The sequence below is a fragment of the Aquamicrobium sp. NLF2-7 genome (assembly GCF_022359935.1).
Taxonomy (GTDB): domain Bacteria; phylum Pseudomonadota; class Alphaproteobacteria; order Rhizobiales; family Rhizobiaceae; genus Mesorhizobium; species Mesorhizobium lusatiense.
The window spans coordinates 69,504-94,611 of sequence record NZ_JAKSED010000004.1; the positions used below are offsets into that span (position 1 = coordinate 69,504).

Here is a 25,108-nt window from a genome sequence, read left to right on the forward strand (position 1 = left end):
GCTGCAAGTCGTAATGAACATGCGGGTCGGATCTTTAGTTCACAGCCTCGTGGCGCTGGGCGCAGTCTCTGTTCTGGCCGCCTTTCCGGCCAGGGCTCAATCACCCGGGACAGAGCTGGTCGGCGCATTCACGGAAGAGCTTGGGACCGCAGCCAGGATTTCGGCCGCCCGCGTCGTGGTCGGCGTCGCCCTGCGCGGCCCGCAGAGCGACCGGCGGCCGACGGTGGAGGCGTTGTTTCCGGGCGACTGGGCCAGCGCCGCCTGTGCCCGCTGGCTTACCTCCGATGCGCTCTACTGGGCCTATGGCACCTATCGGCTGAGGGAAGGCTGGAAAGGCGGCGGCGTCGCCAGCATCCCCTATCCCACCGGCAAGGCAGAGATGGTCGGCGCGCTCGGCGCGGAGCGCATGGCCGTGGCGATCACGCGAGGGGATTGCAACACCGACAGCCTTGAATTCGTCCCGGCGCTGTGGAACACCGCCTATGTGGGCAATGCACGGGAACTTCTGGTTCTCGTCAACAGCCGCGGCGCCGAAGAGGTCTATGTCCTCAGCGGCCCGTCGATCGACGTGACCTGCAACGCGCTTGCGGATGGGGGCACCGTCGGCTTCGATCATGTCTGCCTGATTCCCGTCCGTCCGCAGGAGGGCGCGCTGAACCTCGAGGTTAACCGCATTCGCCGGGGCAATATGGATGACCCGGTCGACATCAGCGTCGTGGGCGTCGGCGCGCCGTGAACGAGCTGGCTTCGGGCAGTGGCGCGAAAGCACGTTTCCGGAAGTGGCGATCCTTTCGCCCCGATCCGCATTCGCGCGGGTTTCGCCTGACGGCGGTGTTGGCCGGCTTTCTCGTCTTCGCACTCGTCCTCGTCGCACTCTATGGCCGCGAAGGGCGGCGTTCCTTCGCGGTGGAGGCACTGACCGGTAGCGCGACCGTCAGGTTCGACGGCAGCGAGCGCGCCGTGTGGAAACTGGAGGACGTCGTCCTGTGTGCCCGCCGGTCCCGCCGCGCCGCGCCGGCCGCCGCGACGGAAAGCCATCCAGGTTGCGCGTCTGGCCTTTACGAGGTGAGGACCGTCGCCTCGCTCGAATTCAGGTGGCCGGCGGGGCAGGCAATCGGCATGGAGAGCGACGGAGAGATGCTTGCCATCACCTTGTCGCCCGTTCTTGCCGGCGAGGAGCCTGAGGCTCTCGATGTCGGTGACGGCGGCGCGCCCCTTGCAGCGGGAAGCCGGATGCTTCTGGACCGCAAAGCCGTTCTGCGCTCCTCGCCATTGCCGGTCTCGGGCGAGGTGACGATCGGCACCGTTCCTTCAGGCGGCGTGAGCGGCCTGCTGCGGGAAGGGCGTTACGTGGTGCGGGAGACGCTGCCATGGCGCGATGTCCCCATCACCGTCTCCGAGGGCACATTGTTCACTGGCGACCGGCTGTCCTTCGTGGCAGCCGGGGCTTCCGGCGCTGCCCAGCCGGCCTATGGCTTTCTCGTCGGGCCGGACGACGTCAAGCCGGAATTCACGATGACGGTCTATTCGGCGCTCGGGCCGAGCAGGATGCGGATCGACCGCTTCGCCAACGAGACCGCGCTCGTCTCGCCGTCATGGACCGAGCGGGCGGTGCGTGACCCTATCCTCGTCGCCTTCACGGCGCTGTTCTCGCTGCTGACGCTGTTCGGCGGGCTTGGCGGCAGCATCTATGCATTTCTCTTCCGCCGGTAGCGTCAGCGGTTGCCGGGCGGGGTTCCGGCGAGGGGCCGATGTCTTTCCCCCTCGGGCACCGCTCGTGGTCGGCGGACGTGCTTTCCACCCCGCGTGATGAACATCTGAAACCCGTGAGGACGTGCGCGCGGCCTGCCTTTCGACAGACATATGCCTCGGCACATTGCCGCTCCTGCACATCTTCGGCCCGATCACCGGCGACGCCCGGAGTCGAAATGCGCTGTCGGACGGGCCGCGCGGATAGCTCCGTGTCTGGCAAGGCACGATGCTTTGCCTCGGCAACAGACATGGCGCGGCAGCATCGAGGCCAGCCGCGGATCCCGGTCCCACCTTTGCTGCCTGCCGGCAACAGTCAAAATGCTCCTGGCAGCGTTGCTCCATGTCAGGCCGGCTTCGCGCTTGCCGTGAGCCGCTTCAGCCATGGATCGTTGAGGAATGTGCCGAACGTACGAGCGCGGCGACGAATGTGCGGACCCGGCCTGACAGGCCGACATCGCGACGACCGGTGAAGGTGGCCACCATCGCAATGACTTAGGCAATGAACGCAATGCCGTGCACCTAGACTAGGATCGAGCGGATCGTCGTAGGTGCAGGTGAGGGGCACGGTTGACTTGGGTTCTGATGCCTACTACGGGAGGCGACATAGGCGCTCGTGCCTTTTCTAAGGGCATGAAATGTACTCACTTCTGCCCCGGCCGCCCCGACATTGCGACCAGAGGCGATTCTTGAAGCTAACGCTTTTGGTCGCTTGCACGCCGCTCATCGAACGCGTTCGGCGGCATCAAGCTCTCCCCCGCCGCGACAATGGCGTCGATGGCGGGACGGGGGGTCCATCCAAGGAGCCGCTGTGCCTTGGCTGAACTCAGTTCCGTGCGTTGCCCTAGTTCAGGAACCATGCCCGCCACCTGCGGGCTGAACAGGCCCAGGAGTCTGACCAGCCAGTCCGGCATGGAGCGCACGGAGACCTTTGATGCGCGGGTGCCGAAAGCGTCTTTGAGAATGAGCGCTATGTCTCGGAACCAGAGGAAATCGCCGCTGGCGATGAAGCGCTGTCCCGCCGCCTCGGGGGATACCATCGCGCGGATGTGCAGGTCGGTGAGGTCACGGATGTCAACGATGCCCAGCCCTACATCGGGGAGTACAGGCATCTTCCCGTTCAGCATGTTGGCAATCAGACCCACCGACTCCGAATACATGCCATTCAAGGCGGGTCCCTGAATGAAACCGGGCAAGATGGTGACAAGCTCCATGTCTGTTCCGGGAGTGCGGGCGAAGGCCCATGCATCCTGCTCCGCCAGGGTCTTTGCCCGCATATAGTCGCCGATGCGGGGCTGGTCGATGTCGGTCCAGCTGGATTCATCGATGGGCTGGCCTGGCGGGACGGAACCTGGTGTCGGTCGACTTGCGGCAAAACCGGACGAGGTCAGCACCACGCGCCTGACACCGGCGGCAGCACTGGCCTTGAGCACGCGCATCGTGCCTTCCCGTGCAGGTCCGATGACGTCCTTGCCTGACATCGGCGATGCCTGGTGCAGGACAAAATCGACATTCTCGAGGGCGTCCGCCCAGCCGGCGTCATTCAGCAAGTCAGCGGGGTAGAGCTTCAGGCGTGCGAGGCCATCGGTGTATGGCGCCAGGCGCTGACGCAGTTGCTCCTCACTTTTCAGCGAACGCACTGTGGTGCGGACCGCATATCCCTGCGCGAGGAGCTCGATGATGGTCCATCCCGCCAGATACCCTGTTCCTCCCGTGACCAGAACGATGTTCCGATCCGTCATAGTCGTGGTCCCAGCATGGTTTTCAGCGGTCATCTTATGGTCTCCATCAGAGACCAATGTATATAAACGAGACCGCATCGGGCTTTAAGGAGGCACTTCAATGAGACTTGGGAACGTCGACATACCCCGCGAGACCTGCCAACTGGTGGGCAACATCCTTGGCCATGTCGGAGACAAGTGGTCGGTGTTGATCATCGTGCTGCTGCGCGAGCGTTCGATGCGCTACTCCGAGCTTGAGCGCCAGATCGAGACGGTGTCCAAGAAGATGCTGACAAGCACCCTGCGCAATCTGGAACGCGACGGCTTCATCTCCAGGACGGTCACCGCCTCCATCCCGCCGCGGGTGGATTACAAGCTGACGGACCTGGGCCGGGAAGTGATGGAGCCGCTTGATGTGCTGGCCCGATGGGCGCTCACGAACAGTCAGAGAATCGTGCTGGCCCGTTCTCATTACGATGCGCTCCGAGACTGAGGTCCATGCGATACCGAACCTCGACATGAGGTCGGAAACGTTCCCGGACTGTACTTAAATGCGAGAATGCGCCGGTTCAGGCGTGCTGTGATGCCGGACCGTGGGGATCTGGCGGGAATAGACCGGTCATTACGTCGAACCGAATCGACACCCAAATTCGGGCGTCCACTGGTGCTGATCGGAACGTAACCTAATGCCCCAGGACTTTCGCCATGGCGTTGGGCTGATCGTGCATGGCCAGCTTGTCCATGATGGTGGCGCTGGCATCATTGAGCCCGATCACCTCGACCTGGACCCCCGCCTTGCGAAACTTGAGCACGGCAATGTCGATGGCGTTGACCCCGGTCAGGTCCCAGATATGGGCTCTGCTGACGTCGATATTGACCGCGGCAACCGGTTCTGAGAAGTCGAAGGCGGCCAGAAAGTCCTCGGCCGAGGCAAAGAACAATTGACCTTCGACGAGATAGTCGCGCCGTGAGCCATCGTCGCTCAGCGTAGAGGTAACGCGGAATATCTGCGCCACTTTCCAGGCAAAGAAGATGCCCGAGAGCAGCACGCCGACGCCCACCCCGAGCGCGAGGTTATGGGTCCAGACCACAACGATGACCGTGGCGAGCATGACAAGGCTGGAGCGGCGCGGATGGCGGGCAAGGTCGCGGAGCGAGGACCATCTGAACGTGCTGATCGACACCATGATCATGATCGCCACCAGGGCCGGCATGGGAATCAGCCCCACCAGATCGCCAAGCGCCAGCAGCAGGAAGAGCAGGAATGACCCGGCGATGAAGGTCGAGAGGCGTGTCTGTCCGCCCGACTTCACGTTGATGACCGATTGGCCGATCATCGCGCAGCCGGCCATGCCGCCGAAAAGGCCGCTGGCAATGTTGGCGATGCCCTGGCCGACGCTTTCGCGGTTCTTGTCGCTGCCCGTATCGGTCATCTGATCGACGATCGACGCGGTCAAAAGGCTTTCGAGCAATCCGACGGCGGCGACAGCTGTTGATGTGGGCAGGATGATCCAGAGCGTTTCAAGATTAAGCGGCACATCGGGAAACAGCAGCACCGGCAACGCATCGGGCAATTCACCCAGATTGGCCACGGTGCGGATATCGACGCCGATCGCCAGGGCAGCGGCTGTCAGTACAAGAATGCAGACCAGCGGGGACGGGATGGCTGTGGTCAGGCGCGGGAACAGGTAGATGATAGCCAGCCCGGCAGCGATCATGACATAGGTTTCCCATGTCACCCCGATCAGTTCCGGGAGCTGCGCCATGAAGATCAGAATGGCCAGCGCATTGACAAAGCCGGTGAGCACGGAGCGCGAAACGAAGCGCATGATGTAGCCCACCCGCAGCCCGCCCGCCATGATCTGGATGACCCCGGCAAGGATCGTCGCGGCCAGCAGGTACTCGAGCCCGTGATCGCGCACCAGGGTGCCGAAGAGGACGGCAGTCGCGGCGGTTGCGGCCGAAATCATGGCCGGGCGTCCGCCGGTAAAGGATATGACGATGGCGATCACGACTGAGGCGTAAAGCCCTACGCGCGGATCGACCCCGGCGATGATCGAAAAGCCGATGGCTTCGGGGATGAGGGCAAGAGCGACGACGATGCCCGAAAGCACGTTTGAGCGGACATCCGTGAACCAGTCACGGCGGATTTTTTCGATTGAGAACATCAAGAGCATACAAATCCGTAAGAGCGGTTCGCGGCGCGACCCGATCAAAGTCGGTTTCTTGATTGTCCGGCGGATTGGCGGCCGGAAGAGCCACCCGGAATTGCACCGGGTCCGAGGTGAATGTGGCAGGATTTGCCACACTGTCCGCGGGGTGACAACCTGCAAGTTCAGCATCCAACTCGTCGCGGACCTTTGGATACATCCATAGCCGCCCGAAACTCGCCGTTCATTCAGGCCTATTTTCGACTAAACCGCCTCGCGGGCCGATATACAGCACGCCTGAACGGTATGACGAGGCCATCGCTGTATTCACAAGCAGCATAACTGCCAGATTGCAGCACTAGGGACGAGCTGCTCGTCGCTGAACCTGTTGCGCTTCATTCCGTCCGGCTCCTTTGCGTCGGATTTCACTGACCGTAGAATCGGGGGCCCGTCCTGGCTTGTGAGCGCGAGACAGGAGCAGGAACAAAGCTCCTTCAACGCCGTTATTTCCCCAGTCTTCGGGGAAGTTGTCACATGGCGCCACGCTCATTCTGGAAAGGCTATCTCAAACTCTCCCTGGTCACCTGCCCGGTGGCGATGAGCCCTGCAACGTCCGAGAACGAGAAAGTCCGGTTTCACACCCTCAACGCCAGGACCGGCAACAGGGTGGTCAGTCAATATATCGATGCGGTGTCCGAGAAGCCCGTCGATGAGGATGACGAGGTCAAGGGCTATCAGCGCGGCGAAGACGATTATGTGATGCTCGAGGACGACGAGATCGAGGCGGTTGCCCTTGAAAGCACGCGGACCATAGACATCGAAAGCTTCGTGCCGCGCGATACCATCGAATGGATCTGGTACGACAAGCCCCATTATCTGACGCCTAACGATCCCGTCGGAGAGGAAGCGTTTTCGGTGATCCGCGATGCGATGGCGTCGACAGATACGGTGGGGATTTCTCGGCTGGTGATGTATCGCCGGGAACGGGCGGTGATGCTGGAACCGCGCGACAAGGGCATCATCCTGTGGACACTGCACTATGGCGACGAGGTGCGTGACGAGAGCGACTATTTCGGCCAGATCAAGGAGGGCAAGCCCGATCCCAAGCTGATGAGCCTGGTGACGAAGCTGATCGATGAGCGCACAGCGTCCTGGGATCCCAAAATGGTCAACGATCCGGTCCAGGACAAGCTGCTCGACATCATCGCGGTAAAGAAGAAGGGGAAGAAGCGTGTGGCGAAGGCCCAGCATGCGGCAGAGCAACCCGCGAGCAACGTCGTCAACATCATGGACGCCCTACGCAAGAGCATCAGCACGGAAGCCAAACGCAAATAGGCGCTATCGCGTGGCGCGTCGGCGTGTTGTTTGAATGACGAGTGGTTCAGCCGCCGCTCGAAAACCTTCCCACGGATCGGATGTGAGCGCAGCGAGCCGGGTCGGCGTATTGTCCACGGTGAAATAGGCCGGCCCGATTCCGGGATTCAGTTCCCCCCAGGCCAGCGGCATCGAGACGGCGGCGCCGGGTCGGGCGCGCGTCGAGTACGGTGCGACCGCCGTCATGCCGCGCTGATTGCGCAGATAGTCGATCAGGATCTTGCCGCGGCGCTTCGACTTTGTGATCGTCGAGACATATTGATCCGGACTGTCTACGGCCATGCTGTCTGCCAGCGCCTTGGTGAAGGCTTTTACCGCTGGCCAGTCGGCTCTGGGCTTGAGCGGTGCCACGACATGCAGTCCCTTACCGCCCGATGTCTTGACGAAGGTGTTGAGTCCGGCGTTCTTTAGACGCTGTCGGACCTCTACGGCTGCGGCGATGATGGTCTCCCAGGCTACGCCCTCGCCGGGATCGAGGTCCATGGTGATGGTGTCGGGCCGTTCCCAGTCTGCGACGGTCGAGCCCCAGGGGTGGATTTCCAGTACGGCCGACTGGACGAGGCCCATCAGGCTGTCGAGATCGTTGATCGAAATGAGCGGTTCGCCATCCTTGTCCCTGGGGTCGTTGACGAGCGCGATGTTCCTGTTGAGGCCCTTCCATGCGTGCTTCTGGAAGAACATCTGGCCGGTGATGCCGCTCGGGCAGCGCAGGAGCGCCAGCGGTCGGCCGACGACATAGGGCGCGATATAGCGCCAGACCTCGGTGTAGTAGTCGGCGAGACCTTCCTTGGTCACGCCTTCGTCCGGCCAATAGATCCGATCGGGATGGGTGAGCGTGACCGTGCGACGCTGAGGCCGGGGGGCTGCCGATTTCGACTTCGGGATTTCCCTGACGATCTCGCTCGCCGCCTTGTCCTCGCGCAAACCACGGAACGAGGCGTGGCGCAGGTGTCCGTCAGCCGTCCAGGCACGGAATTCGACCTCGGCGACCAGATCGGGACGGACATAGTGCACCATCCGGGCTTCCTCTGCCGTCAGCTTTTCGGCGAACGGGCTTTCAGGAATGCGCATGCGATCGAGACGCTTGAACAGATCCGCCGCGACAGCGCCGGTGAAACCGGTGCCGACGCGGCCGACATGCTCCAGTTTGTCATTGTCGTAAACGCCCAGCACGAGGGAGCCGATCGCCTTGCGAGAGGTGGACGACGGCACGTAGCCCACGACGACGAACTCCTGACGAGCCGAGCATTTGGATTTGATCCATGCCTTGCTGCGGCCGGACCGATAGGGCACATCCCGGCGCTTGGAAATGACGCCTTCGAGGCTCAGCCGGCACGCATGACGCAGGACGAGGCCGCCATTTTCATCGAAATGGCTGCTGTAGCGGATGAGGCCGGACTCATCCCCCACCAGTTTTTCGAGCATCGACTTGCGCTCGATCAGCGGCAGGCCACGTAGATCGTAACCGTCAAGATAGAGAAGATCGAAGACATAGAAGGTGAAGCGATCCGATCGTCCGGCGCTGAGGTCTGCCTGAAGGGCGGAAAAGTTCGAGGCGCCCGAGCCGGTCTCCACGACCAGTTCGCCGTCAATGATGGCCGTGCCCAGGGGCAGCGCCTGCAATGCCGAAACCACGTCCTTGCCGAACTTTTTCGTCCAGTCGAGACCGCTGCGGGTCAGGAGCCTGACGCGCCCGGCCTCGATGCGTGCCTGCAACCGATAACCGTCGAACTTGATCTCATGAATCCAGCGATCACCCGCCGGCGGCGCCTTCATCAGCGTGGCAAGGGTCGGCGCGACAAATCCCGGCAAGGGCGCATTTTTCGTACCTTTGACCGAGGCGGGGTCGGGGAGCTCTACGGAAATTTCCGGCTCCTTCGCGGTTCTGGTCGGTTTCCGTGTCGTCGATTTGGTGATCTTTCCGGTTTTGGACGACCAGCCCGGCGCCTCGCCGGCGACATCCTTGATCTCTCGGCCTGTCTTCACCGATTCCGGCCGCTCTTTCAGAATATCGGGATCGCCGGCCGTCCGGGCAGCATCGTCATCGCCCTTGATCAGCAGCCAGTTTTCGCGCTTCTCGGATGGCTTGCCCTGCATCTTGACCAGATGCCAGCGGCCGGAGAGCTTTTCGCCTGTCAGCTCGAATTCGAGATGGCCCTTGGCATAGCCCTTTTGAGCATCATGGACCGGAGACCATGTGCCGCGATCCCAGACGATCACCGTGCCGCCGCCATATTCGCCCTTGGGGATCGTGCCTTCGAAGTCGTTGTATTCGAGAGGATGGTCCTCGACATGAACCGCGAGCCGTTTCTCGCCCGGGACCAGGCTGGGCCCCTTGGTCACCGCCCAGCTCTTCATCACGCCGTCCATCTCCAGCCGCAGATCGTAATGCAGGCGTCTTGCGGCATGCTTCTGGATGACGAAGGCGTTGCCGGTTTTGCGAGCCTTCCGGCCCTTCGGCTCGGAGGTCGACCTGAAGTTCCGCTTCTGCCGATAGGTCTCAAGCGTTGCCATGCTCAGCTCGCCTTACGGCGGGCGGGCGCAGCTTTTGCCTTCGCCGCAGCCCGCTTTTTCGCCGTAGCGCGGGTCGCCGTCTTCTTGCCGGAGCGGCCGGCGCTCTCGCGCAAGGCGGCCATCAGATCGACGACCTTCTCGCGCTCCGGCTCCTTGCGGACCTCGATCTTGCGGCCTTCGATCTTCGCCTTGACCACTTCGGCCAGGGCCGCGTCATAGCGATCGTCGAATTCCCTGGGGTTGAACTTGCCGCTCTTGGTCCTGATGATGTGCTCGGCCAGTTCCAGCATCTCGCCCTTGATCTTCATATCGGGGACGCTGTCGAACGCATCCTTTGCCGAGCGAACCTCGTAGTCAAAATTGAGCGTCGTCGCGATCAGGCCGGAGCCGTGCGCGCGGATCAGCACGGTGCGGACGCGGCGGAACAGCACGGTCTGGGCGAGCGCGGCGACCTTCTTCTTGCGCATGCCCTCGCGGATCAGCGCATAGGCTTCCTCGGCATGGCGGTCCGACGGGGCCAGGTAATAGGGCTTGTCGAAATAGACATCGTCGATGTCGCCGCAGCCGATGAAGGTCGAGACCGCAAGGGTCTTGTCGCTGTCGGGCACCGCCGAGGCCACTTCCTCGGGATCGAGCATGATGTATTCGCCCGAGCCAACCTCATAACCTTTGACCTGATCGTCGCGATCGACCGGCTTGCCGGTATCGCTGTCGACGAACTGCCGCCGGACACGGTTTCCGGTGGCACGATTGAGGGTGTGGAATGCTATGCGATCTGATGTGGAGACAGCCGAGTAGAGAGCAACCGGGCAACTGACCTCGGCGACTTTCAGAAAGCCCTTCCAGTTTGCTCTTGGCGCCAAGCCCGACCTCCCACGCAACAGGTGGGAATAAACGGCATTATACCATCGTTTGTTCCCGATGTGCGCATGCGGATTGCACCATGCTGCTCGAACGAACTGAAAGGAGCTGCGTCTGTAACGTTTCGAGGTCGGCTGGCCAGTTGCATCAGTACAGTGCTAACTGGTCTGCATCTGAAGCAACCTCCATATGCTCCAACGACGACAGAGTTACGCCAAGCAAGCGAACTCCCTTCTCGACGGGAAACACGTCGCTGAGCAGCGACCGCGCAATGACAAGCATCTCCTCTTCGTTGCGCACCAACCTGGGCATGGTCCGGCTGCGTGTAATCAGCCGGAAATCGGCGAACTTCACCTTCAGTGTTACGGTTCTGCCGGACAGGTGCTTCGCCTCGCAATGCCCCCAGACCTTTTCGGCCAGTGGCGCCAACTCGGTCTTTGCGGTGTGCAGGTCAGAAATGTCTTCGACGAAGGTATCTTCGGCCCCGATTGATTTCCTCTCCCGGTTGGGCTGGACCGGCCGCTCGTCGATCCCTCGCGAAATCCGATAGTACCAGCTCCCCGACTTCCCGAAATTCGCCTGGAGAAACTCCAGCGGTTTCGCACGAAGGTCCGCACCGGTGACGATGCCGAGCCGCGCCATCTTGGCGGCCGTCGCCGGGCCGACGCCATGGAACTTCTTGACCGGTAGATTGGCGACGAAGTCCGGCCCGGCCTTCGGCGTGATGACAGCCTGGCCGTTCGGCTTGTTGAGGTCGCTCGCCATCTTCGCCAGGAACTTGCAATACGAGATGCCGGCCGAGGCGTTGAGGCCGGTGACCTCCTTGATGCGGGCGCGGATGATCGTAGCAATCTCGGTGGCGACGGCGATGTTCTGCTTGTTCTCGGTGACGTCGAGATAGGCCTCGTCCAACGACAGCGGCTCGATCAGGTCGGTGTGCTCGGTAAAAACCTGATGAATCTGCGCCGAGACCGCACGATAGACGTCGAAGCGCGGCTTGACGAATATCAGGTCGGGACAGCGGCGTTTCGCGGTGACGGAGGGCAGGGCGGATCGAACACCGAACGCCCGGGCCTCGTAGCTGGCGGCGGCCACGACACCGCGGGCAGCCGATCCCCCTACGGCCACCGGCTTGCCGCGCAGTTCGGGATTATCGCGCTGTTCGACGGAGGCATAGAAGGCATCCATATCCACATGCAGAATCTTGCGGACAGGTGGGCCTGCATGGGCAGCGCCAACCTTGTCATGCTCCTCGGCCTTGTTCTTTTCCGTCAGCATGTTTGCGTTCAGACCAGCAGGTCACCCCTGGGCTTGGCCGGCGGCTCGACCACCACCAGCATGTTGCCGGGCAGGGGCCGTTGCAGGTGCTTCACCGCATCCCATTCTCCCGTCAGCCATAGATCGACTTCCTCGGGCGTCGTCAGGATCGCCGGCATGGCCTTCTGGTGGATCGGGCTGACGATCTCGTTGGGCGAGGTGGTTAGGAATCCATAGAGCTCGAATTCACGCTCGCCATCGCGGACTTTCTTGACGCCCTTCCACGGTGTCCAGAAGCCGGCGAAGAACATCAGCGGTCGGTCGGCATTCCGCGCGAACCATGCGTTCGGTACGCGCCCGCCCTCGACCTTGCTGGCCGGGTCCGGTTCAGCGAACGAAGTGAAGGGGACAACGCAGCGGCTGGTCGGTCCGAGCCAGCGCCGCCAGTGTGGAGAATTGACGTTGCGGATATTGGTGACGCCGGGATCGTAGTTGCCCCTGATATAGGCGGGCGGCGTCGGCATGCCCCAGGTGGCGCTCGCAATCTCGCGCTTGCCGTCGGCGCCGACCCGTACGATCGGGGCGAGCGTGTTCGGATAGACATCCATCGAGGGCTCGTTCCAGCCTGCCTTGTCGACGAAAGCCCTGGTGAATTCCATCACCGCATCGCGCGTCGTGGTGAGATTATAGAGATTGCACATTGCGGCCTCTCCCTTCTACCGCCACATGCCGCGCATTCGCGCGCCGACATCGAGGCGAACCTGCCTTGGCCCGACATTGGGTCCGGCTCCCGGAGCGACGAGCGGCCAGGCGCGGCATTCGAACAGTTCGACCAGACTAGCCGGAATGAACCGTGTGCGCGAGGCATAGACATGGCGGTCGCCCGTCGAGGACTGCCCATGGGTGAAGAAGCGTTGTGGCACGACGAGGTTGAGGCTGTCCTTCGCTCGCGTCATCGCGACATAGAGCAGGCGTCGTTCCTCTTCGATCTCGTCGGACGTGCCTGCGCCGAGATCCGAGGGGATGCAGCCGTCCACGGTGTTGAGCACGAAGACCGAGCGCCATTCCTGCCCCTTGGCGGAATGGATGGTCGAAAGGATCAGGTAATCCTCGTCGAGCAGCGGAACACCGGCTTGCCCGGACGTGGCGTCCGGAGGATCGAGGGTGAGTTCGGTCAGGAAGCGTTCGCGGGTGGGATAGCCGGCGGCGATGTCCTCGAGCTGCAGCAGGTCGGCGCGGCGCATCTCGGAATCCTCATGGATGCGCTCGAGATGGGGCTCATACCAGGCGCGGACCTGCCCGATCTCTGCCGGCCAGCCGGATGCGCCCGAGCGCAGACCGGCGATCAGTTCCACGAAAGCTGGCCATTCGGCCTGGGCGCGGGCCGGGCAGGGGAGGCGGTCGAGCGTGTCGATCGGATCGGCACTGTCGGCAACCGCGTCGAGCGCGGTCTGGGCTGTTGCCGGGCCGACGCCAGGGAGCAGCTGCAACAGGCGGAAGCCGGCGACGCGATCGCGCATGTTTTGGGCGAAGCGGAGCGCCGCCAGCATGTCCTTCACATGCGCGCTGTCGAGGAATTTGAGGCCGCCGAATTTGACGAAGGGGACGTTGCGCCTGGTCAGCTCGACCTCGAGCGGACCGCTGTGATGGCTGGCGCGAAACAGCACGGCCTGATCCTTGAGCCGCATGCCGGTCTCACGGTTCTCCAGCACCTCGCCGGCGACGAATTTTGCCTGGTCGGCTTCATCGCGCACGGTGACGAGGCGCGGCCGCTCATTGGACGGCCGGTCGGTCCAGAGATCCTTGGTGAAACGTTCCTTCGCCAGCCCGATCACGCCATTGGCAGCAGCCAAAATGGGCTGGGTGGAGCGGTAATTGCGGTCGAGCGTGATCACCTCGGCCGGCGGCGAGAACTCCTTCGGGAAATCGAGGATGTTGCGCACCGTGGCTGCCCGGAAAGAATAGATCGACTGCGCGTCGTCGCCGACAACAGTCAGACCCCGCCCGGCCGGTTTCAGGCCCGTCAGGATCGTCGCCTGCAGGCGGTTGGTGTCCTGATATTCGTCGACGAGGACGTGATCCCACTTGCCGCCGATCTCGTCGGCCAGCGTGGCGTCGCCCATGGTCTGCGCCCAGTAGAGCAGCAGATCGTCGTAATCGAGCACGTTCTGGATCTGCTTGGCCTCGACATAACCGGCGAACAGCTCGCGCAGTTCCTTTTCCCAGGCCGCACACCAGGGGTAGTTCGCCCGCAGCACCTCATCGAGCGCGGCCTCGGCATTGACGGTGCGGGAATAGATCGAGAGGCATGTTCCCTTGGCCGGGAACCGGTTCTCGGTTTTCGAGAAACCGAGATCGTGGCGGACGAGGTTCATCAGGTCCGCGGAATCCTCGCGGTCGTGGATGGTGAACTGAGGATCGAGACCGAGTTCGATCGCATATTCCCGCAGGATCCGCGCGCCGATGCCGTGGAAGGTGCCCGACCAGGCCAGCGCATCGGTCATGATACCGGCCTTGTCGCCCAGCACCCTGGCGCAGATGCGCTCGACGCGCTTCCCCATCTCGCTTGCTGCCCGGCGCGAGAAGGTCATCAGCAGGATGCGGCGCGGATCGGCGCCGGCGATAATCAGCTGGGCAACACGGTGGGCGAGCGTGTTGGTCTTGCCCGAGCCCGCGCCGGCAATGATGAGTAGCGGGCCGGCGATCCGGCCTTCGGGAAGACCGATGCCATGCACGACCGCGGCGCGTTGGCCATCGTTCAATTTTTCCAGATGCGCCGCCTGCATGCCGTCCCGCTCCTATCGCCCTCAGATTCCAAGACAATCGACCAATACTGAGCCGTTGCTTGCCGTTACGTCCCCCTCTTCGACGGAACGACTCATCGAGGAGTCGGATTGACTCATTTTCCGAAAGAGAACAAATATAGAACATAGCAGCGCCCGAAGGCGTTGCAAAGCCCCTTCAGGAGAACCGGACTTTCATGGCCGATCGCGCGGCAAACCCTGTCATCGCCGACCTTCAGGAGCGCATCGCGCATCTGGAGAGCGGTGCTGGCCGCGTCCGCGAGGTTCTGCCGTTTGGATTGCCCGAGATCGACAGGCGACTTCCGGGAGGCGGGCTAGGACTTGGCTGCCTGCATGAGATCGCCGGCGGCGGCAATGGCGCCGTCGACGGGGCGGCCGCCGCCATGTTCGCCGCAGGGATCGCGGCGCGGACCAAAGGCAAGGTGCTCTGGATCGTCACGCGCACCGATCTGTTCGCACCGGCCATCGCCCAGGCGGGGCTGGCTCCCGATCGGGTGATCCATGTCGAGGCCGGCGACGAAAAGGCGCTGCTCGCCTGTTTCGAGGAGGGGCTTCGCCATGGTGGGCTCGGGGCCGTCGTGGCGGAGACCGCCCATCTTTCCATGACTGCGTCGCGCCGCCTGCAATTGGCGGCGGAGGGTTCCGACACGATTGGCCTGGCGGTCCGTCGCTGGCGTCGGCAGACCGAGGCGGGGGATTTCGGACAGCCGACGGCGAGCGTTTCGCGCTGGCGTGTCTCGGTGCTGCCAACGGCTCCCCTGCCGGTGCCCGGCCTTGGCCGCGCCCGCTGGCTGGTGGAACTGATCCGATGCCGGGCCGGCGAAAGTGCAGATTTTGAAGTGGAGGCCTGCGATGCCAAGGGTCGTATCGCTCTTCCTGCCAAGGTTGCCGACAGACCGCCTCAGAAGGAAGTCGGGCGACGCATCGCCTCCGCCTGAGGCGCCGCTCGTCCTGGTCGGGCGTACCGGCCGACGCAGAACCATTGTCGCCCTCGATGCCAACGCCCAGGCGCTCGGCGTTACCAAAGGCATGGCCGTCGCCAAGGCGCAGGCGCTCGTACCAGGCCTTGTCATCGTCGATGCCGATCCGGCTGCCGACCGGGAAGGGCTGGAGAGGTTGGCGCTCTGGGCGCTGCAGCGGATCTCGCCCGTCGTTGCCACCGATCCGCCGGACGGTCTGGTGATCGACACGACCGGCGCCGATCATCTTCATGGCGGCGAGGCCATGATGCTGGAAGCCATGGTGCAGAAGTTTGCGGCCTCGGGCGTTGAGGCCCGCGCGGCGATCGCCGACACATGGGGCGCGGCCCATGCTGCAGCGCGTTTTCTGCGCCGGCAGACGATCGTGGTCCCGAAAGGGGAAGGTGTCGCAATGCTGCGACCCCTGCCGCTGGCTGCCTTGCGTCTCGATGGCGAGATCATCACCGGCCTGCGCACGCTCGGCTTCGAGACCGTCGGCGATCTGATGGATCAACCCCGCGCGCCGCTTGTCTTGCGCTTCGGTCCCGAGATCGGCCGCCGGCTCGATCAGGCGCTCGGCGTGGTCGCCGAACCCGTCGATCCGATCCGATCGCCCGAGCTGGTCGAGATACGTCGCGTCTTCGGGGAGCCGATCGGCGCGCCCGAGACCATTGCCCGCTATACGGGCAAGCTTGTCGATGCGCTTTGCCTCGAGCTCGAACAGCGAGGTCTTGGTGCGCGCCGCCTCGACCTGCTGCTCCATCGGGTCGACAATAGCATGCAGTTCATCCGCGTCGGCATGGCGCAGCCGGTGCGCGATCCCAAACGCCTGACGCGGCTGTTGACGGACAAGATCGAGACGATCGATCCGGGTTTCGGCATTGAGATCATGGTGCTGGTCGCGGTCGAGTCCGAGCCGCTGCGGGACCGCCAGACCATCTCCTCTTTGGTCAAGTCTTCCGAGCCGGATGTCTCCGACCTAGTCGATGTGCTCGCCAACAGGGTTGGCGGCAATCGGCTCTACCGCTTCACTCCTGTTCAGAGCGACGTTCCGGAACGTTCCGTCGCCCGCGTTCCGCCCCTGTCGCCCGAGACCGGCGCGACCTGGGAAGGCGATTGGCCACGTCCGCCGCGTCTTCTGGCCCATCCCGAGCCGGTCGAGACCATGGCGCTTCTCCCCGACCATCCGCCCGTCTGGTTCACCTGGCGCGGCGTGCGCCGGCGGGTGCGGCGCGCCGACGGACCGGAACGCATTCGTGGCGAATGGTGGAAGCGCGATGCCGAGATGACCACGGTCCGGGACTATTTCCGGGTCGAGGACGAGACCGGCGAACGCTATTGGCTGTTCCGCTCCGGTGATGGCGAGCATGAGGACAGCGGTTCGCAGCGCTGGTTCCTGCACGGGATCTTCGCATGAGCGCGCCAGCTTACGCCGAATTGCAGGTGACCTCGCATTTCTCGTTCCTGCGCGGCGCGAGCTCATGCGAGGAGCTTTTCGCGCAGGCGGCCACCATGGGCATTGCCGCGCTCGGCATTGTCGACCGCAACTCGCTTGCCGGTATCGTGCGTGCCCATGAAGCGGCGCGGACAACCGGGGTCCGACTGATCGTCGGCTGTCGCCTCGATCTTGCCGACGGTATGTCGGTACTGGTCTATCCGACCGACCGGCCTGCCTATGCCCGGCTTTGCCGCCTCCTTTCACTCGGCAAGAAGCGGGCCGGCAAGGGCAAGTGCCATCTCGAATGGGTCGATCTCGTAGACTATGGCGAAGGGCTGATCGCGGTCCTCGTGCCCGACGTCGCCGACGAGACCTGCGCGCTTCGTCTGCGTCGGCTGCGCGAGGCGTTTGGCGACCGCGCCTATATGGCGCTGACGCTGCGCCGGCGGCCGAACGATCAGATGCGGCTCTGGGAACTGTCCAACATGGCGACCATGGCGCGGGTGCCGACCGTCACCACCAATGACGTTCTGTTCCACGAGCCCGGCCGGCAGGTCATGCAGGATGTAGTGACGGCGATCCGCCACAACGTCACCATCGATGAGCTCGGCCATCGCCGCGAGCGCTTCGCCGACCGCTATCTGAAGCCGCCCGAGGAAATGCACCGGCTGTTCGGGCGCTACCCGGAAGCTCTTTCCCGAACGATCGAGATCATGGAGCGCTGCAAGTTCTCGCTCGATGAGCTCGCTTACCAATATCCGGAAGAAAAGCTCTTCCCGGACCTAACGCCACAGCAGGCGCTGGAAAAACTGACCTGGGAGGGTGCGGCCGAGCGTTATCCCGAAGGCCTGCCCGACAAGGTGCGCGGCAATCTCGACCACGAGCTGCGCCTGATCGAGAAGCTGGACTATGCGCCCTACTTCTTGACCGTGAATGCCATCGTGCGCTTCGCTCGCTCGAAAGGCATTCTGTGCCAGGGCAGGGGCTCGGCGGCGAACTCGGCGGTCTGCTTTGTGCTCGGCGTTACCTCGGTCGATCCCGACCGCAACGATCTCCTGTTCGAGCGCTTCGTCTCGGAGGAGCGCCGCGAGCCGCCCGACATCGATGTCGATTTTGAACATGAACGCCGGGAAGAGGTGATCCAGTGGGTCTACGAGACCTATGGGCGTACCCGGTCGGCGCTATGCTCGACCGTCATCCGCTATCGCGCCAAGGGCGCGCTGCGCGACGTCGGCAAGGCGCTTGGCCTGCCCGAGGATCTGACCAAGACACTGTCGTCACAAGTCTGGGGCTGGTCGGAGGGCGTCGAGAAGAAACACGCCGAGGGTCTCAATCTCAACATGGACGACCGGCGCCTGCGGCTTGCCCTCGAACTCGCCCATCAACTTGTCGGAACGCCCCGGCATCTCTCCCAGCATCCGGGTGGTTTCGTGCTGACCCGCGACCGGCTGGACGAACTGGTGCCGATCGAGCCGGCGGCGATGGAGGATCGCCAGGTCATCGAATGGGACAAGGACGACATTGACGTCCTGAAGTTCATGAAAGTCGATGTTTTGGCGCTCGGCATGCTCTCCTGCATGCGACGCGCCTTCGATCTTCTGGCCGAGCACAAGGATATCAGGCTCGACCTTGCCACGATCCCGGCCGAGGATCCGCGCACTTATGCGATGATCCGCAAGGCGGATACGCTCGGCACGTTCCAGATCGAGAGCCGCGCGCAGATGGCGATGCTGCCGCGCATCAAGCCCCGTACCTTCTACGACCTCGTCATCGAGGTCGCCATCGTCCGCCCCGGACCGATCCAGGGCGACATGGTTCATCCCTATCTGCGCCGCCGCGAGGGGAAGGAGGACGTCACCTTTCCCAAGCCGGAGCTGGAAGCTGTGCTCGGCAAGACGCTGGGCGTGCCGCTGTTTCAAGAGCAAGCCATGCGCGTCGCAATCGAATGCGCCGGCTTCACCGCCGGCGAGGCGGACCAGCTGCGCCGCGCCATGGCCACCTTCAAACATACGGGCGGTGTGTCGAAGTTCGGCGAGAAGCTGATCAACGGCATGGTCGACAACGGCTATGACCGCGATTTCGCCGAACGAACCTTCAAACAGCTCGAAGGCTTCGGCTCATATGGCTTTCCCGAAAGTCATGCCGCCAGTTTTGCCTTGATCGCCTATGCCTCAGCCTGGATGAAATGCTGGCATCCGGACGCATTCTGCTGCGCGCTGCTCAACGCCCAGCCCATGGGATTCTATGCGCAAGCCCAGATCGTGCGCGACGCGCGCGAACATGGCGTCGAGGTTCGCCCCGTCTGCATCAATGCCAGCCGCTGGGATTGTACGCTGGAGGCGACCGACGACGACACGCGCTTCGCCGTTCGGCTCGGCCTGCGCATGGTCAAAGGCCTCGGCGATGCCGAGGCTGCCCGTCTGGTTTCATGCCGCGAGGATCGCTCCTTCGCCTCAGTCGACGATCTCTGGCGCCGAGCCGGCATTTCGGCCGCCGCTCTGGTCGAACTTGCAGAAGCAGATGCCTTCCGGCCTTCGCTCGGGCTTGCCCGTCGCGAGGCGCTTTGGGCGATTAAGCCGTTGCGTGACGAGCCGCTCCCGCTCTTTGCTGCAGCCGCTCGGCGGGAAGCGGAGGTGCTGCCCGAACAGGCCGAACCCGCCGTGTCGCTGCGCCCCATGACTGCAGGGAGAGAGGTCGTCGAAGATTACGGTCATCTCGGGTTGACGCTGCGCCGGCACCCTCTCTCATTCCTCCGTCCGGACCTTGCGCGCCAGCGTATCATGACCTGCGCAGACGCGGTCGCTTGCAGAGACCGCCGCGGGGTCCATGTTGCCGGCCTTGTCCTCGTCCGACAGCGGCCGGGCTCGGCCAAGGGCGTGATGTTCATCACCTTGGAGGACGAGACCGCTGTCGCCAACCTCGTGGTCTGGACCAAGATCTTCGAGAAATACCGGCGCATCGTGCTCGGCTCCGGAATGATCGGCGTGAAGGGCCGCGTGCAGCGCGAGGGCGAGGTCGTGCACATCGTTGCCCACGAACTGATCGACATGTCGGCCGAGCTTGCCAGCATCGGTTCGAGGGACGCGGCGTTCGTGCTACCGCACGGACGTGGCGATGAATTCCATCCCGGCTCCCCGACGCCTGATGCGCGCGGCATGCCCGACCCATATGGGCAAGTAGACGAGATCAGGGTGAGAACGCGTGATTTCAAGTGAAACGCAAAATTGCATCACGCATGTCCAATGGCAACTTCCGACCTCTTTACGGCCGCATCTCGTCGTAGATGCATTGCCTTGAAGCGGACGCTAAGACGGCTGAAGCTGTTGCAGGTTTTGGGGAATTTCGCTGCTCTTCCTGTGACGATAGTCGTCAGTAGCGTCGGAGGGGAAGCAGGTTCCGCAAGAAACGAAGAGCGGCACAGATTGTCTGCCGTTGCGCCTCGCTTCGCAACCGATGCGCGCGCTGGCGATAATAGTCGATCAGTTCTGACGTAATCGGGGGCGACTGCCGTGCGGGCTGTTTGGCCGGTGTATCATCAATGCGGCACTGGGTCATCGTGATCGCGATGATTTCGCGGCCCAAGCGCGTGACTTGATGACTTCGCAAATCTGGAATTTGTAGTCGCTGAAAAAGCTTTCAATCCCGCGCCTTTTAGCCTTGGCGTGCTCCGGGTGAACCTTCCATTGGTAAAGGGCTTCCTCGCTCTCGAACTCGACGATCGTAACCCGCTCGCCGTCCTCAGCGACAAAGCCTTTGTGGGAGATATAGCCGGGAATAGTCCGCGCCAACTCGCTCATGTGCCTGGCCATCGGCCCATACTCATCCTGGGTGTCGGGATTCAGGCGTGAGCGGAACACAGTGACAATCATAGGGTGGGCACCTCTGCGAGACGGCACGGATCGCAGGCACTGGTGGCTGGTGGGCGTTGCGTCCCGCGATTTCAGCGGAAGATACGCGTGCCGAGTGATTAAATAAAATGCATAATCACAATAATGATTATGCTTAATGTGACGCGGTGAGCTTCCCGCGCAGTTCATCGACCAGCAGTGTAATCGCCGGATCGAAGCGCCCAGGCACCGCACTTCTGATCAACATCACCGTAGCCGGAATGATGAAGTCCGATACCTCAAGGATTTGCAGGCCGTGACGGTGGGGGCTTTGCTCGAAGAGGCGACGCGGCACAAGGCCCAATCCGCCAGTGTGTGCGATGAGGGAAAGCTGAAGGTCCTCACCGAAGATTTCGGCGGCGATCGAAAGAGGGAGTTGCTGGCGGTCAAACGCGCGTCCGAGAGCGGTGCGACATCCACAGCCCGGAGGGTTGAGATACCAGCTGTCTCCTGCAAGCTCACGGAGCCGCCACGGCGTTCCGTCTCGCTTGGTGGGTGTTCTGGATGCCGATACGATCACGACCTGTTCGGTTCCGAGCGATATCGCGGCCAGCCCGGCAGGGATGCTATGAGCTTCGGTCAACAAGCCGACTGCGCAGTCCACGCCGCCGCCGCGCAATTCGTCAATGAGGCCGGTGCTCCAATTCGAGCTGACTTGCAGCCGAATACGGGGAAAATTGCGCCGTATGGCATCTAGTGGGGTGGTCAAGACCATCTCGCCAAGCCCATGCGCCACGCCGATCCTCAACTCTCCCGAAGGATCGGTCGCGCTCAACGCGCAGGATTCCAGTTCCGCGACGGCGGAAAGAACGCGCCGGCAATGTTCGAGCGCATGACGCCCGGCCGCCGTGAGGGCGGCAGGCTTTACGGTGCGGTCAAACACAAGCCCGTCACCGAGAGCGGCCTCGAAACTCTGGATACGGCGCGTGACGGCCGGCTGCGTCAGATTGAGCCGAAGGGCAGCGCGGTTCACCGAGCCCGTTTCCGCAACTGCCACGAAGGCTTGAATGTCCTGCAAATTCATAAGAAATATGCATAAACAGATAATGTTTATGCAGCAAGCGCGGGGTGTCGATCGCTTCAGCCACGACCAAGAGTCATCGAACGGTTCGCCGAATTCAATAGCTAGCGCATACAGGCTTCCTTTCGGCACCCGAGCGACAGAAACAGCTTCAGGGCATTGCCAGGCCGCGCGACATGGGGGATCCAGTCTAGACCCGTACGAGTTTCAACACATGGGCTTCGCGGTACGTCGAGTTGCCGCCAGCAATCCCCCTGCCTGATCTTGCCTTAAGCAGCTTTGGCATAATCCGCGAGAATGCTCCGGAGCGGTCGAGCTGTCCGATCGTACAGAGGCTCTGACAGACGAAGCGCTGCGCGCATGGAAGAGAGCACCTGGCGAGAAATCTCGAACGCTCCGCAACATACCGGGAATCGGCCAAACCCGTCGGCCCGCCCAAGTTCATGGACGGTCGCGCCAGCTCTCCGGTAAAGCCGCTCAACATGAGGCTCGTAGTTCGAGATCATCGTGTGAATGCCGTTGGCGAGAGCAAATTCACATAGCGCAATGAGAAGCAGGCAAAATGCCTGGCGCGGCGAGATATGCGGATAGTCCTGCGCCAGTGCCGTCTCGTCGATGCACATACGGGTTCCTTCCCATATGCCGGGCGCCGACAGTTCGGCTGCATCAGGGAATGTCCGCCTAAACACATCGTAGAGAAGGGTCGGTCCGGTGGTCGGCATCAACCTCATGCTTCCATAATGGCGCTTTCGGTTCGAATCGCACCACACCAGATAAACTGGCTGCATATCGTCGTATTGATCGCGTTCGAAATCGCCATCCGCCTCAACCCGCCAACGCAAAGCGTCAAAGAATACAGCTTTTCGAGTCCGGAACATCTGGGAGAGCACTTCCGGATAGGCAGCATATTCATGAGCTTGTATTGAAACAATCATCTTCGCACTCCATCGTTCTGGCAGTGCGGAAACAATGCTCCGGGCAAAAATCAGCGGGTATTCCCCCCTCTGGAGCCCGCGTTCTGGGGGGATTGCCTTGGCCAAGGCGTTATGATCCCGAGGTGAATCGCTCGTGTGGCCGCTGCCGAGCGTGTTGCGCAGCCCAGTTTCAGCCGGGCCGACTTGAGATAGTCGCGAACTGTGTGGTCGGACAGGTTCAGCATCAGAGCAATGTCCTTCAAATCCTTGCCCAGAGCGGTCCAGTGAAGGCACTCGAGTTCCCGACGGCTAAGCGCTGGCACAGGATCGGCTTCGCCATGGAGCTCATAGATCGCCTTGCCGTGCACGATCTGCGCGAGCGATGCCCATTCCTGCCTGTGTCGTTGCACGAGAGCCGCCCATTGACCGACCGGCAAAGCTGAATTGATGGAAAGCAAGCCGCGGCGCCGCGCCTTGTCCACGACAGGAATCGAATAACCCTGACCTCCAATACCATGTGCCGATGCATCGGCGAGGAAGGCGGCGGCATCCGGGCCCACGGTAGCTTCATGCCAATGGAACGGCAGCCGGCGGGAAAAGCCATCCCGCACGATCGGATCGATTTCGACATATCCTTTCAGGAGATATCGAGCGATCCATGAATCCGGATATGTGGTCCGCACGAACGGCGCGTCGACCTTCCCGGCTATGGTCCGCGCCAGATGATAGGTGACAAAGGAGATTCCTTCATAATGCTGCTGGAACGCCCGGAGCGCGTCCAGAACGGTCAGCGCTTCAGCGATCCCTTCAATTGAGGCAGGGCGGCTGTCGTCGTTCTGCTCCACTCGGGAGCCAACGACACGACGCCCGCTTGCGCCGATATCCAAAAGTCTTCCCCCATTCCGAGCCGTCAATTTACTCTGGCCCGGGCTGCCAGTTTCCCCGCAACTGGGTCGTTCGGCGTGGCATCGCGAGACGACGCTACGACCCGTGGATGGGACTATTCTGGAGTTGCAGATATTCAGTCCGGGTGGCGGATAACTCGCCAAAGCTCTGAAGCAGCCCATCTTTTCGAGCATACCGCCGGTTCATTTCGCCCATATGACCGGTCGCAGACACGAAAACCTATCCACTGCTTTGTGCAGCAACGACAACCCTGCTAACCGTATAGCGGCCATTTCAGGCTTGAAACCTGCAGTCCATCGCAAAGAGCTGGTCCCACATTTGTCACATTATCCGCAGTCGACTCGACACTCACCAGACGGTTTCTTCCTCGAGACTTCGCGGCATAAAGGCGCGCATCGGCGCGGGCGATCATCGCGCGTAGCGAGTCGTCATGCTTTCTCGTTGCGACGCCCAGACTTGCGGTGACGCCGATGTGAACGGAGCCAACCGCAATCGACACTCCGGCGATCGAGACCCGCAGCAGCTCTGCAAACTCCGAAACCTCTCGCAAGGTGCAGCCGACAAGCAGCACCGCGAACTCCTCCCCTCCGATCCGTCCAATCGTGCAGCGGCCGTTGGCCACGCCGCGCAGCGCGGCGCCGACGCGCCCGAGCACGTCATCCCCGACACCATGGCCATATTGGTCATTGATCCGCTTGAAATGATCGAGATCAACCAGCACCAGACCGGCCACGGCCTCCCGCGAGAATGCCGTTGCCGCATGGGCGTCAAACCCACGTCTGTTGAACACGCCGGTCAGCGGGTCGACGTCGCGCTCCTGACGCAGCGTTTCAACGATCTCGGTGATTGTCGCGACCAGGATGGTGACAGCAAGTCCGGCTCCATTAGCGAGCATTGCCGAACGGACGATCTGGTGGAGAAGCTCCAAATCATATGCCGACAGGACTGCGAGTAACTCGCCTGTCCACAAGGCAGCGTCAATCAGAAAGGCGAGACCAAGCAACGCCAGCAGCCAGGCCAGGAGTTCTTCAACGAAACGCGACTGCGGTGCGGCCCGGATCTGCCACCATGTTACTGACAATGCTGCGCCGCAGGCTGCGCTCTGAACGAAATTGCGCATCGCCGCATTCTCGGCCACATAGATGCAGAAGAGAACCGCCAGCAAAGCGATTGCAACGATTCCGGATGCGGCTATCAGATGGACAGGCCTGGACATCCGCCGCCGCAAGACTCCCTCACAAAGCAAGACCACGCCAAGAGTATGAAGCGCGATGCGCACGAAACCGGCAGCTGTCGTGTGGTCAGGATCGCCCAGAATCCAAACTGTTTCTCCCAGCAGAATCGCAACGCACATGGCAGCGAAAACCAGGAGAGCCTGCCGACTACGATCGAGGCACCAAATTCCGATGTAGGCAAAAGCAAGCAGGACAAGAAGCCCTGACCCGACCAGAGAGAGAAAAACTGTATTTGCCGACTCTTCCATCGCCACCGCAACCCACAAAAATCCAATGGGAGGGCTGCATCCCACTCTCCCAGATGCCGCTAACCTGAGG

General features: G+C 62.3%; 20 protein-coding genes and 1 other annotated feature. Of the genes, 7 read left to right on the forward strand and 13 right to left on the reverse strand.

All coding sequences use genetic code 11. The features are described 5' to 3' along the window. Positions 1-13 precede the first annotated feature (13 nt). Both MIC97_RS20525 and MIC97_RS20530 read left to right on the forward strand, forming a co-directional pair. The gene (locus MIC97_RS20525; protein WP_239801825.1) at positions 14-736 is read left to right on the forward strand and encodes a hypothetical protein; all 723 of its coding nucleotides are present in this window, start codon (positions 14-16) and stop codon (positions 734-736) included. Next, positions 733-1,713, forward strand: coding sequence for a hypothetical protein (locus tag MIC97_RS20530; RefSeq protein ID WP_239801826.1), 981 nt, complete (start codon positions 733-735; stop codon positions 1,711-1,713). The genes MIC97_RS20525 and MIC97_RS20530 overlap by 4 nt, the downstream gene beginning before the upstream one ends. A 731-nt stretch (positions 1,714-2,444) precedes the next feature. Here the strand turns inward: MIC97_RS20530 and MIC97_RS20535 are convergent. Beyond that, positions 2,445-3,524 carry an NAD-dependent epimerase/dehydratase family protein gene (locus MIC97_RS20535; RefSeq protein WP_239801827.1) on the reverse strand — a complete coding sequence of 360 codons (1,080 nt, stop codon included), beginning with the start codon at positions 3,522-3,524 and terminating at the stop codon, positions 2,445-2,447. Positions 3,525-3,591: 67 nt separating this feature from the next. On the opposite strand from MIC97_RS20535, the gene MIC97_RS20540 reads away from it, so the two are divergent. Next, positions 3,592-3,963 (forward strand): helix-turn-helix domain-containing protein, encoded by a 372-nt coding sequence (locus tag MIC97_RS20540; protein WP_239801828.1) that lies wholly within the window; start codon positions 3,592-3,594, stop codon positions 3,961-3,963. Positions 3,964-4,153: 190 nt separating this feature from the next. Here MIC97_RS20540 and MIC97_RS20545 read toward each other — a convergent pair whose 3' ends face one another. Further along, positions 4,154-5,638, reverse strand: a complete 1,485-nt coding sequence (locus MIC97_RS20545; protein ID WP_239801829.1) for a SulP family inorganic anion transporter — start codon at positions 5,636-5,638, stop codon at positions 4,154-4,156. Next, positions 5,610-5,840 carry a hypothetical protein gene (locus tag MIC97_RS20550; RefSeq protein ID WP_239801830.1) on the reverse strand — a complete coding sequence of 77 codons (231 nt, stop codon included), beginning with the start codon at positions 5,838-5,840 and terminating at the stop codon, positions 5,610-5,612. Before MIC97_RS20550 ends, MIC97_RS20545 begins: the two co-directional genes overlap by 29 nt. Next, positions 5,699-5,754 (reverse strand) — a sequence feature (sul1 is cis-regulatory element that is thought to sense ions involved in sulfur or methionine metabolism; They are found in Alphaproteobacteria). It overlaps the preceding gene by 56 nt. Positions 5,841-6,154: 314 nt before the next feature. Here MIC97_RS20550 and MIC97_RS20555 point away from each other — a divergent pair. Beyond that, positions 6,155-6,955 (forward strand): Ku protein, encoded by an 801-nt coding sequence (locus MIC97_RS20555; protein WP_239801831.1) that lies wholly within the window; start codon positions 6,155-6,157, stop codon positions 6,953-6,955. Between the two features lie 3 nt (positions 6,956-6,958). Here the strand turns inward: MIC97_RS20555 and ligD are convergent, their stop codons facing one another. From ligD to MIC97_RS20580, 5 genes are all read right to left on the reverse strand, one after another. Next, the gene (gene ligD, locus MIC97_RS20560) at positions 6,959-9,508 is read right to left on the reverse strand and encodes a DNA ligase D (protein ID WP_239801832.1); all 2,550 of its coding nucleotides are present in this window, start codon (positions 9,506-9,508) and stop codon (positions 6,959-6,961) included. A gap of 2 nt (positions 9,509-9,510) precedes the next feature. After that, complete coding sequence (locus MIC97_RS20565) at positions 9,511-10,371, reverse strand: Ku protein (RefSeq protein ID WP_239801833.1); 861 nt, start codon at positions 10,369-10,371, stop codon at positions 9,511-9,513. Positions 10,372-10,516: 145 nt separating this feature from the next. Beyond that, on the reverse strand, positions 10,517-11,572 hold the full coding sequence (gene dinB, locus MIC97_RS20570) for a DNA polymerase IV (protein WP_345773570.1): 1,056 nt from the start codon (positions 11,570-11,572) through the stop codon (positions 10,517-10,519). Positions 11,573-11,655: 83 nt separating this feature from the next. After that, positions 11,656-12,327 (reverse strand): SOS response-associated peptidase, encoded by a 672-nt coding sequence (locus MIC97_RS20575; RefSeq protein WP_239801835.1) that lies wholly within the window; start codon positions 12,325-12,327, stop codon positions 11,656-11,658. Between the two features lie 15 nt (positions 12,328-12,342). Next, positions 12,343-14,412, reverse strand: coding sequence for an ATP-dependent helicase (locus MIC97_RS20580; protein WP_239801836.1), 2,070 nt, complete (start codon positions 14,410-14,412; stop codon positions 12,343-12,345). 194 nt (positions 14,413-14,606) lie between these two features. Between MIC97_RS20580 and MIC97_RS20585 the strand changes: the two genes are divergently transcribed. From MIC97_RS20585 to MIC97_RS20595, 3 genes are read left to right on the forward strand one after another with little or no spacing between them, the layout of a single operon-like run. Next, the gene (locus MIC97_RS20585; protein ID WP_239801837.1) at positions 14,607-15,368 is read left to right on the forward strand and encodes a damage-inducible protein; all 762 of its coding nucleotides are present in this window, start codon (positions 14,607-14,609) and stop codon (positions 15,366-15,368) included. Continuing rightward, on the forward strand, positions 15,283-16,806 hold the full coding sequence (locus MIC97_RS20590; RefSeq protein WP_239801838.1) for a DNA polymerase Y family protein: 1,524 nt from the start codon (positions 15,283-15,285) through the stop codon (positions 16,804-16,806). The genes MIC97_RS20585 and MIC97_RS20590 overlap by 86 nt, the downstream gene beginning before the upstream one ends. Further along, positions 16,803-20,042, forward strand: a complete 3,240-nt coding sequence (locus tag MIC97_RS20595) for an error-prone DNA polymerase (protein WP_239801839.1) — start codon at positions 16,803-16,805, stop codon at positions 20,040-20,042. The genes MIC97_RS20590 and MIC97_RS20595 overlap by 4 nt, the downstream gene beginning before the upstream one ends. A gap of 336 nt (positions 20,043-20,378) precedes the next feature. On the opposite strand, the gene MIC97_RS20600 is transcribed toward MIC97_RS20595, so the two are convergent. The 5 genes from MIC97_RS20600 to MIC97_RS20620 all read right to left on the reverse strand — a co-directional run bounded on the left by MIC97_RS20600 (position 20,379) and on the right by MIC97_RS20620 (position 25,038). Then, positions 20,379-20,696 (reverse strand): antibiotic biosynthesis monooxygenase, encoded by a 318-nt coding sequence (locus MIC97_RS20600; RefSeq protein ID WP_239801840.1) that lies wholly within the window; start codon positions 20,694-20,696, stop codon positions 20,379-20,381. A gap of 133 nt (positions 20,697-20,829) precedes the next feature. Next, positions 20,830-21,738, reverse strand: coding sequence for a LysR family transcriptional regulator (locus tag MIC97_RS20605; RefSeq protein WP_239801841.1), 909 nt, complete (start codon positions 21,736-21,738; stop codon positions 20,830-20,832). 266 nt (positions 21,739-22,004) lie between these two features. Further along, complete coding sequence (locus MIC97_RS20610; protein ID WP_239801842.1) at positions 22,005-22,670, reverse strand: acyl-homoserine-lactone synthase; 666 nt, start codon at positions 22,668-22,670, stop codon at positions 22,005-22,007. Between the two features lie 50 nt (positions 22,671-22,720). Next, the gene (locus MIC97_RS20615; RefSeq protein WP_239801913.1) at positions 22,721-23,452 is read right to left on the reverse strand and encodes a LuxR family transcriptional regulator; all 732 of its coding nucleotides are present in this window, start codon (positions 23,450-23,452) and stop codon (positions 22,721-22,723) included. A 356-nt stretch (positions 23,453-23,808) separates the two neighbouring features. Beyond that, entirely contained in the window at positions 23,809-25,038 is a 1,230-nt protein-coding gene (locus MIC97_RS20620) for a GGDEF domain-containing protein (protein WP_239801843.1), read from the reverse strand. Positions 25,039-25,108 lie beyond the last annotated feature (70 nt).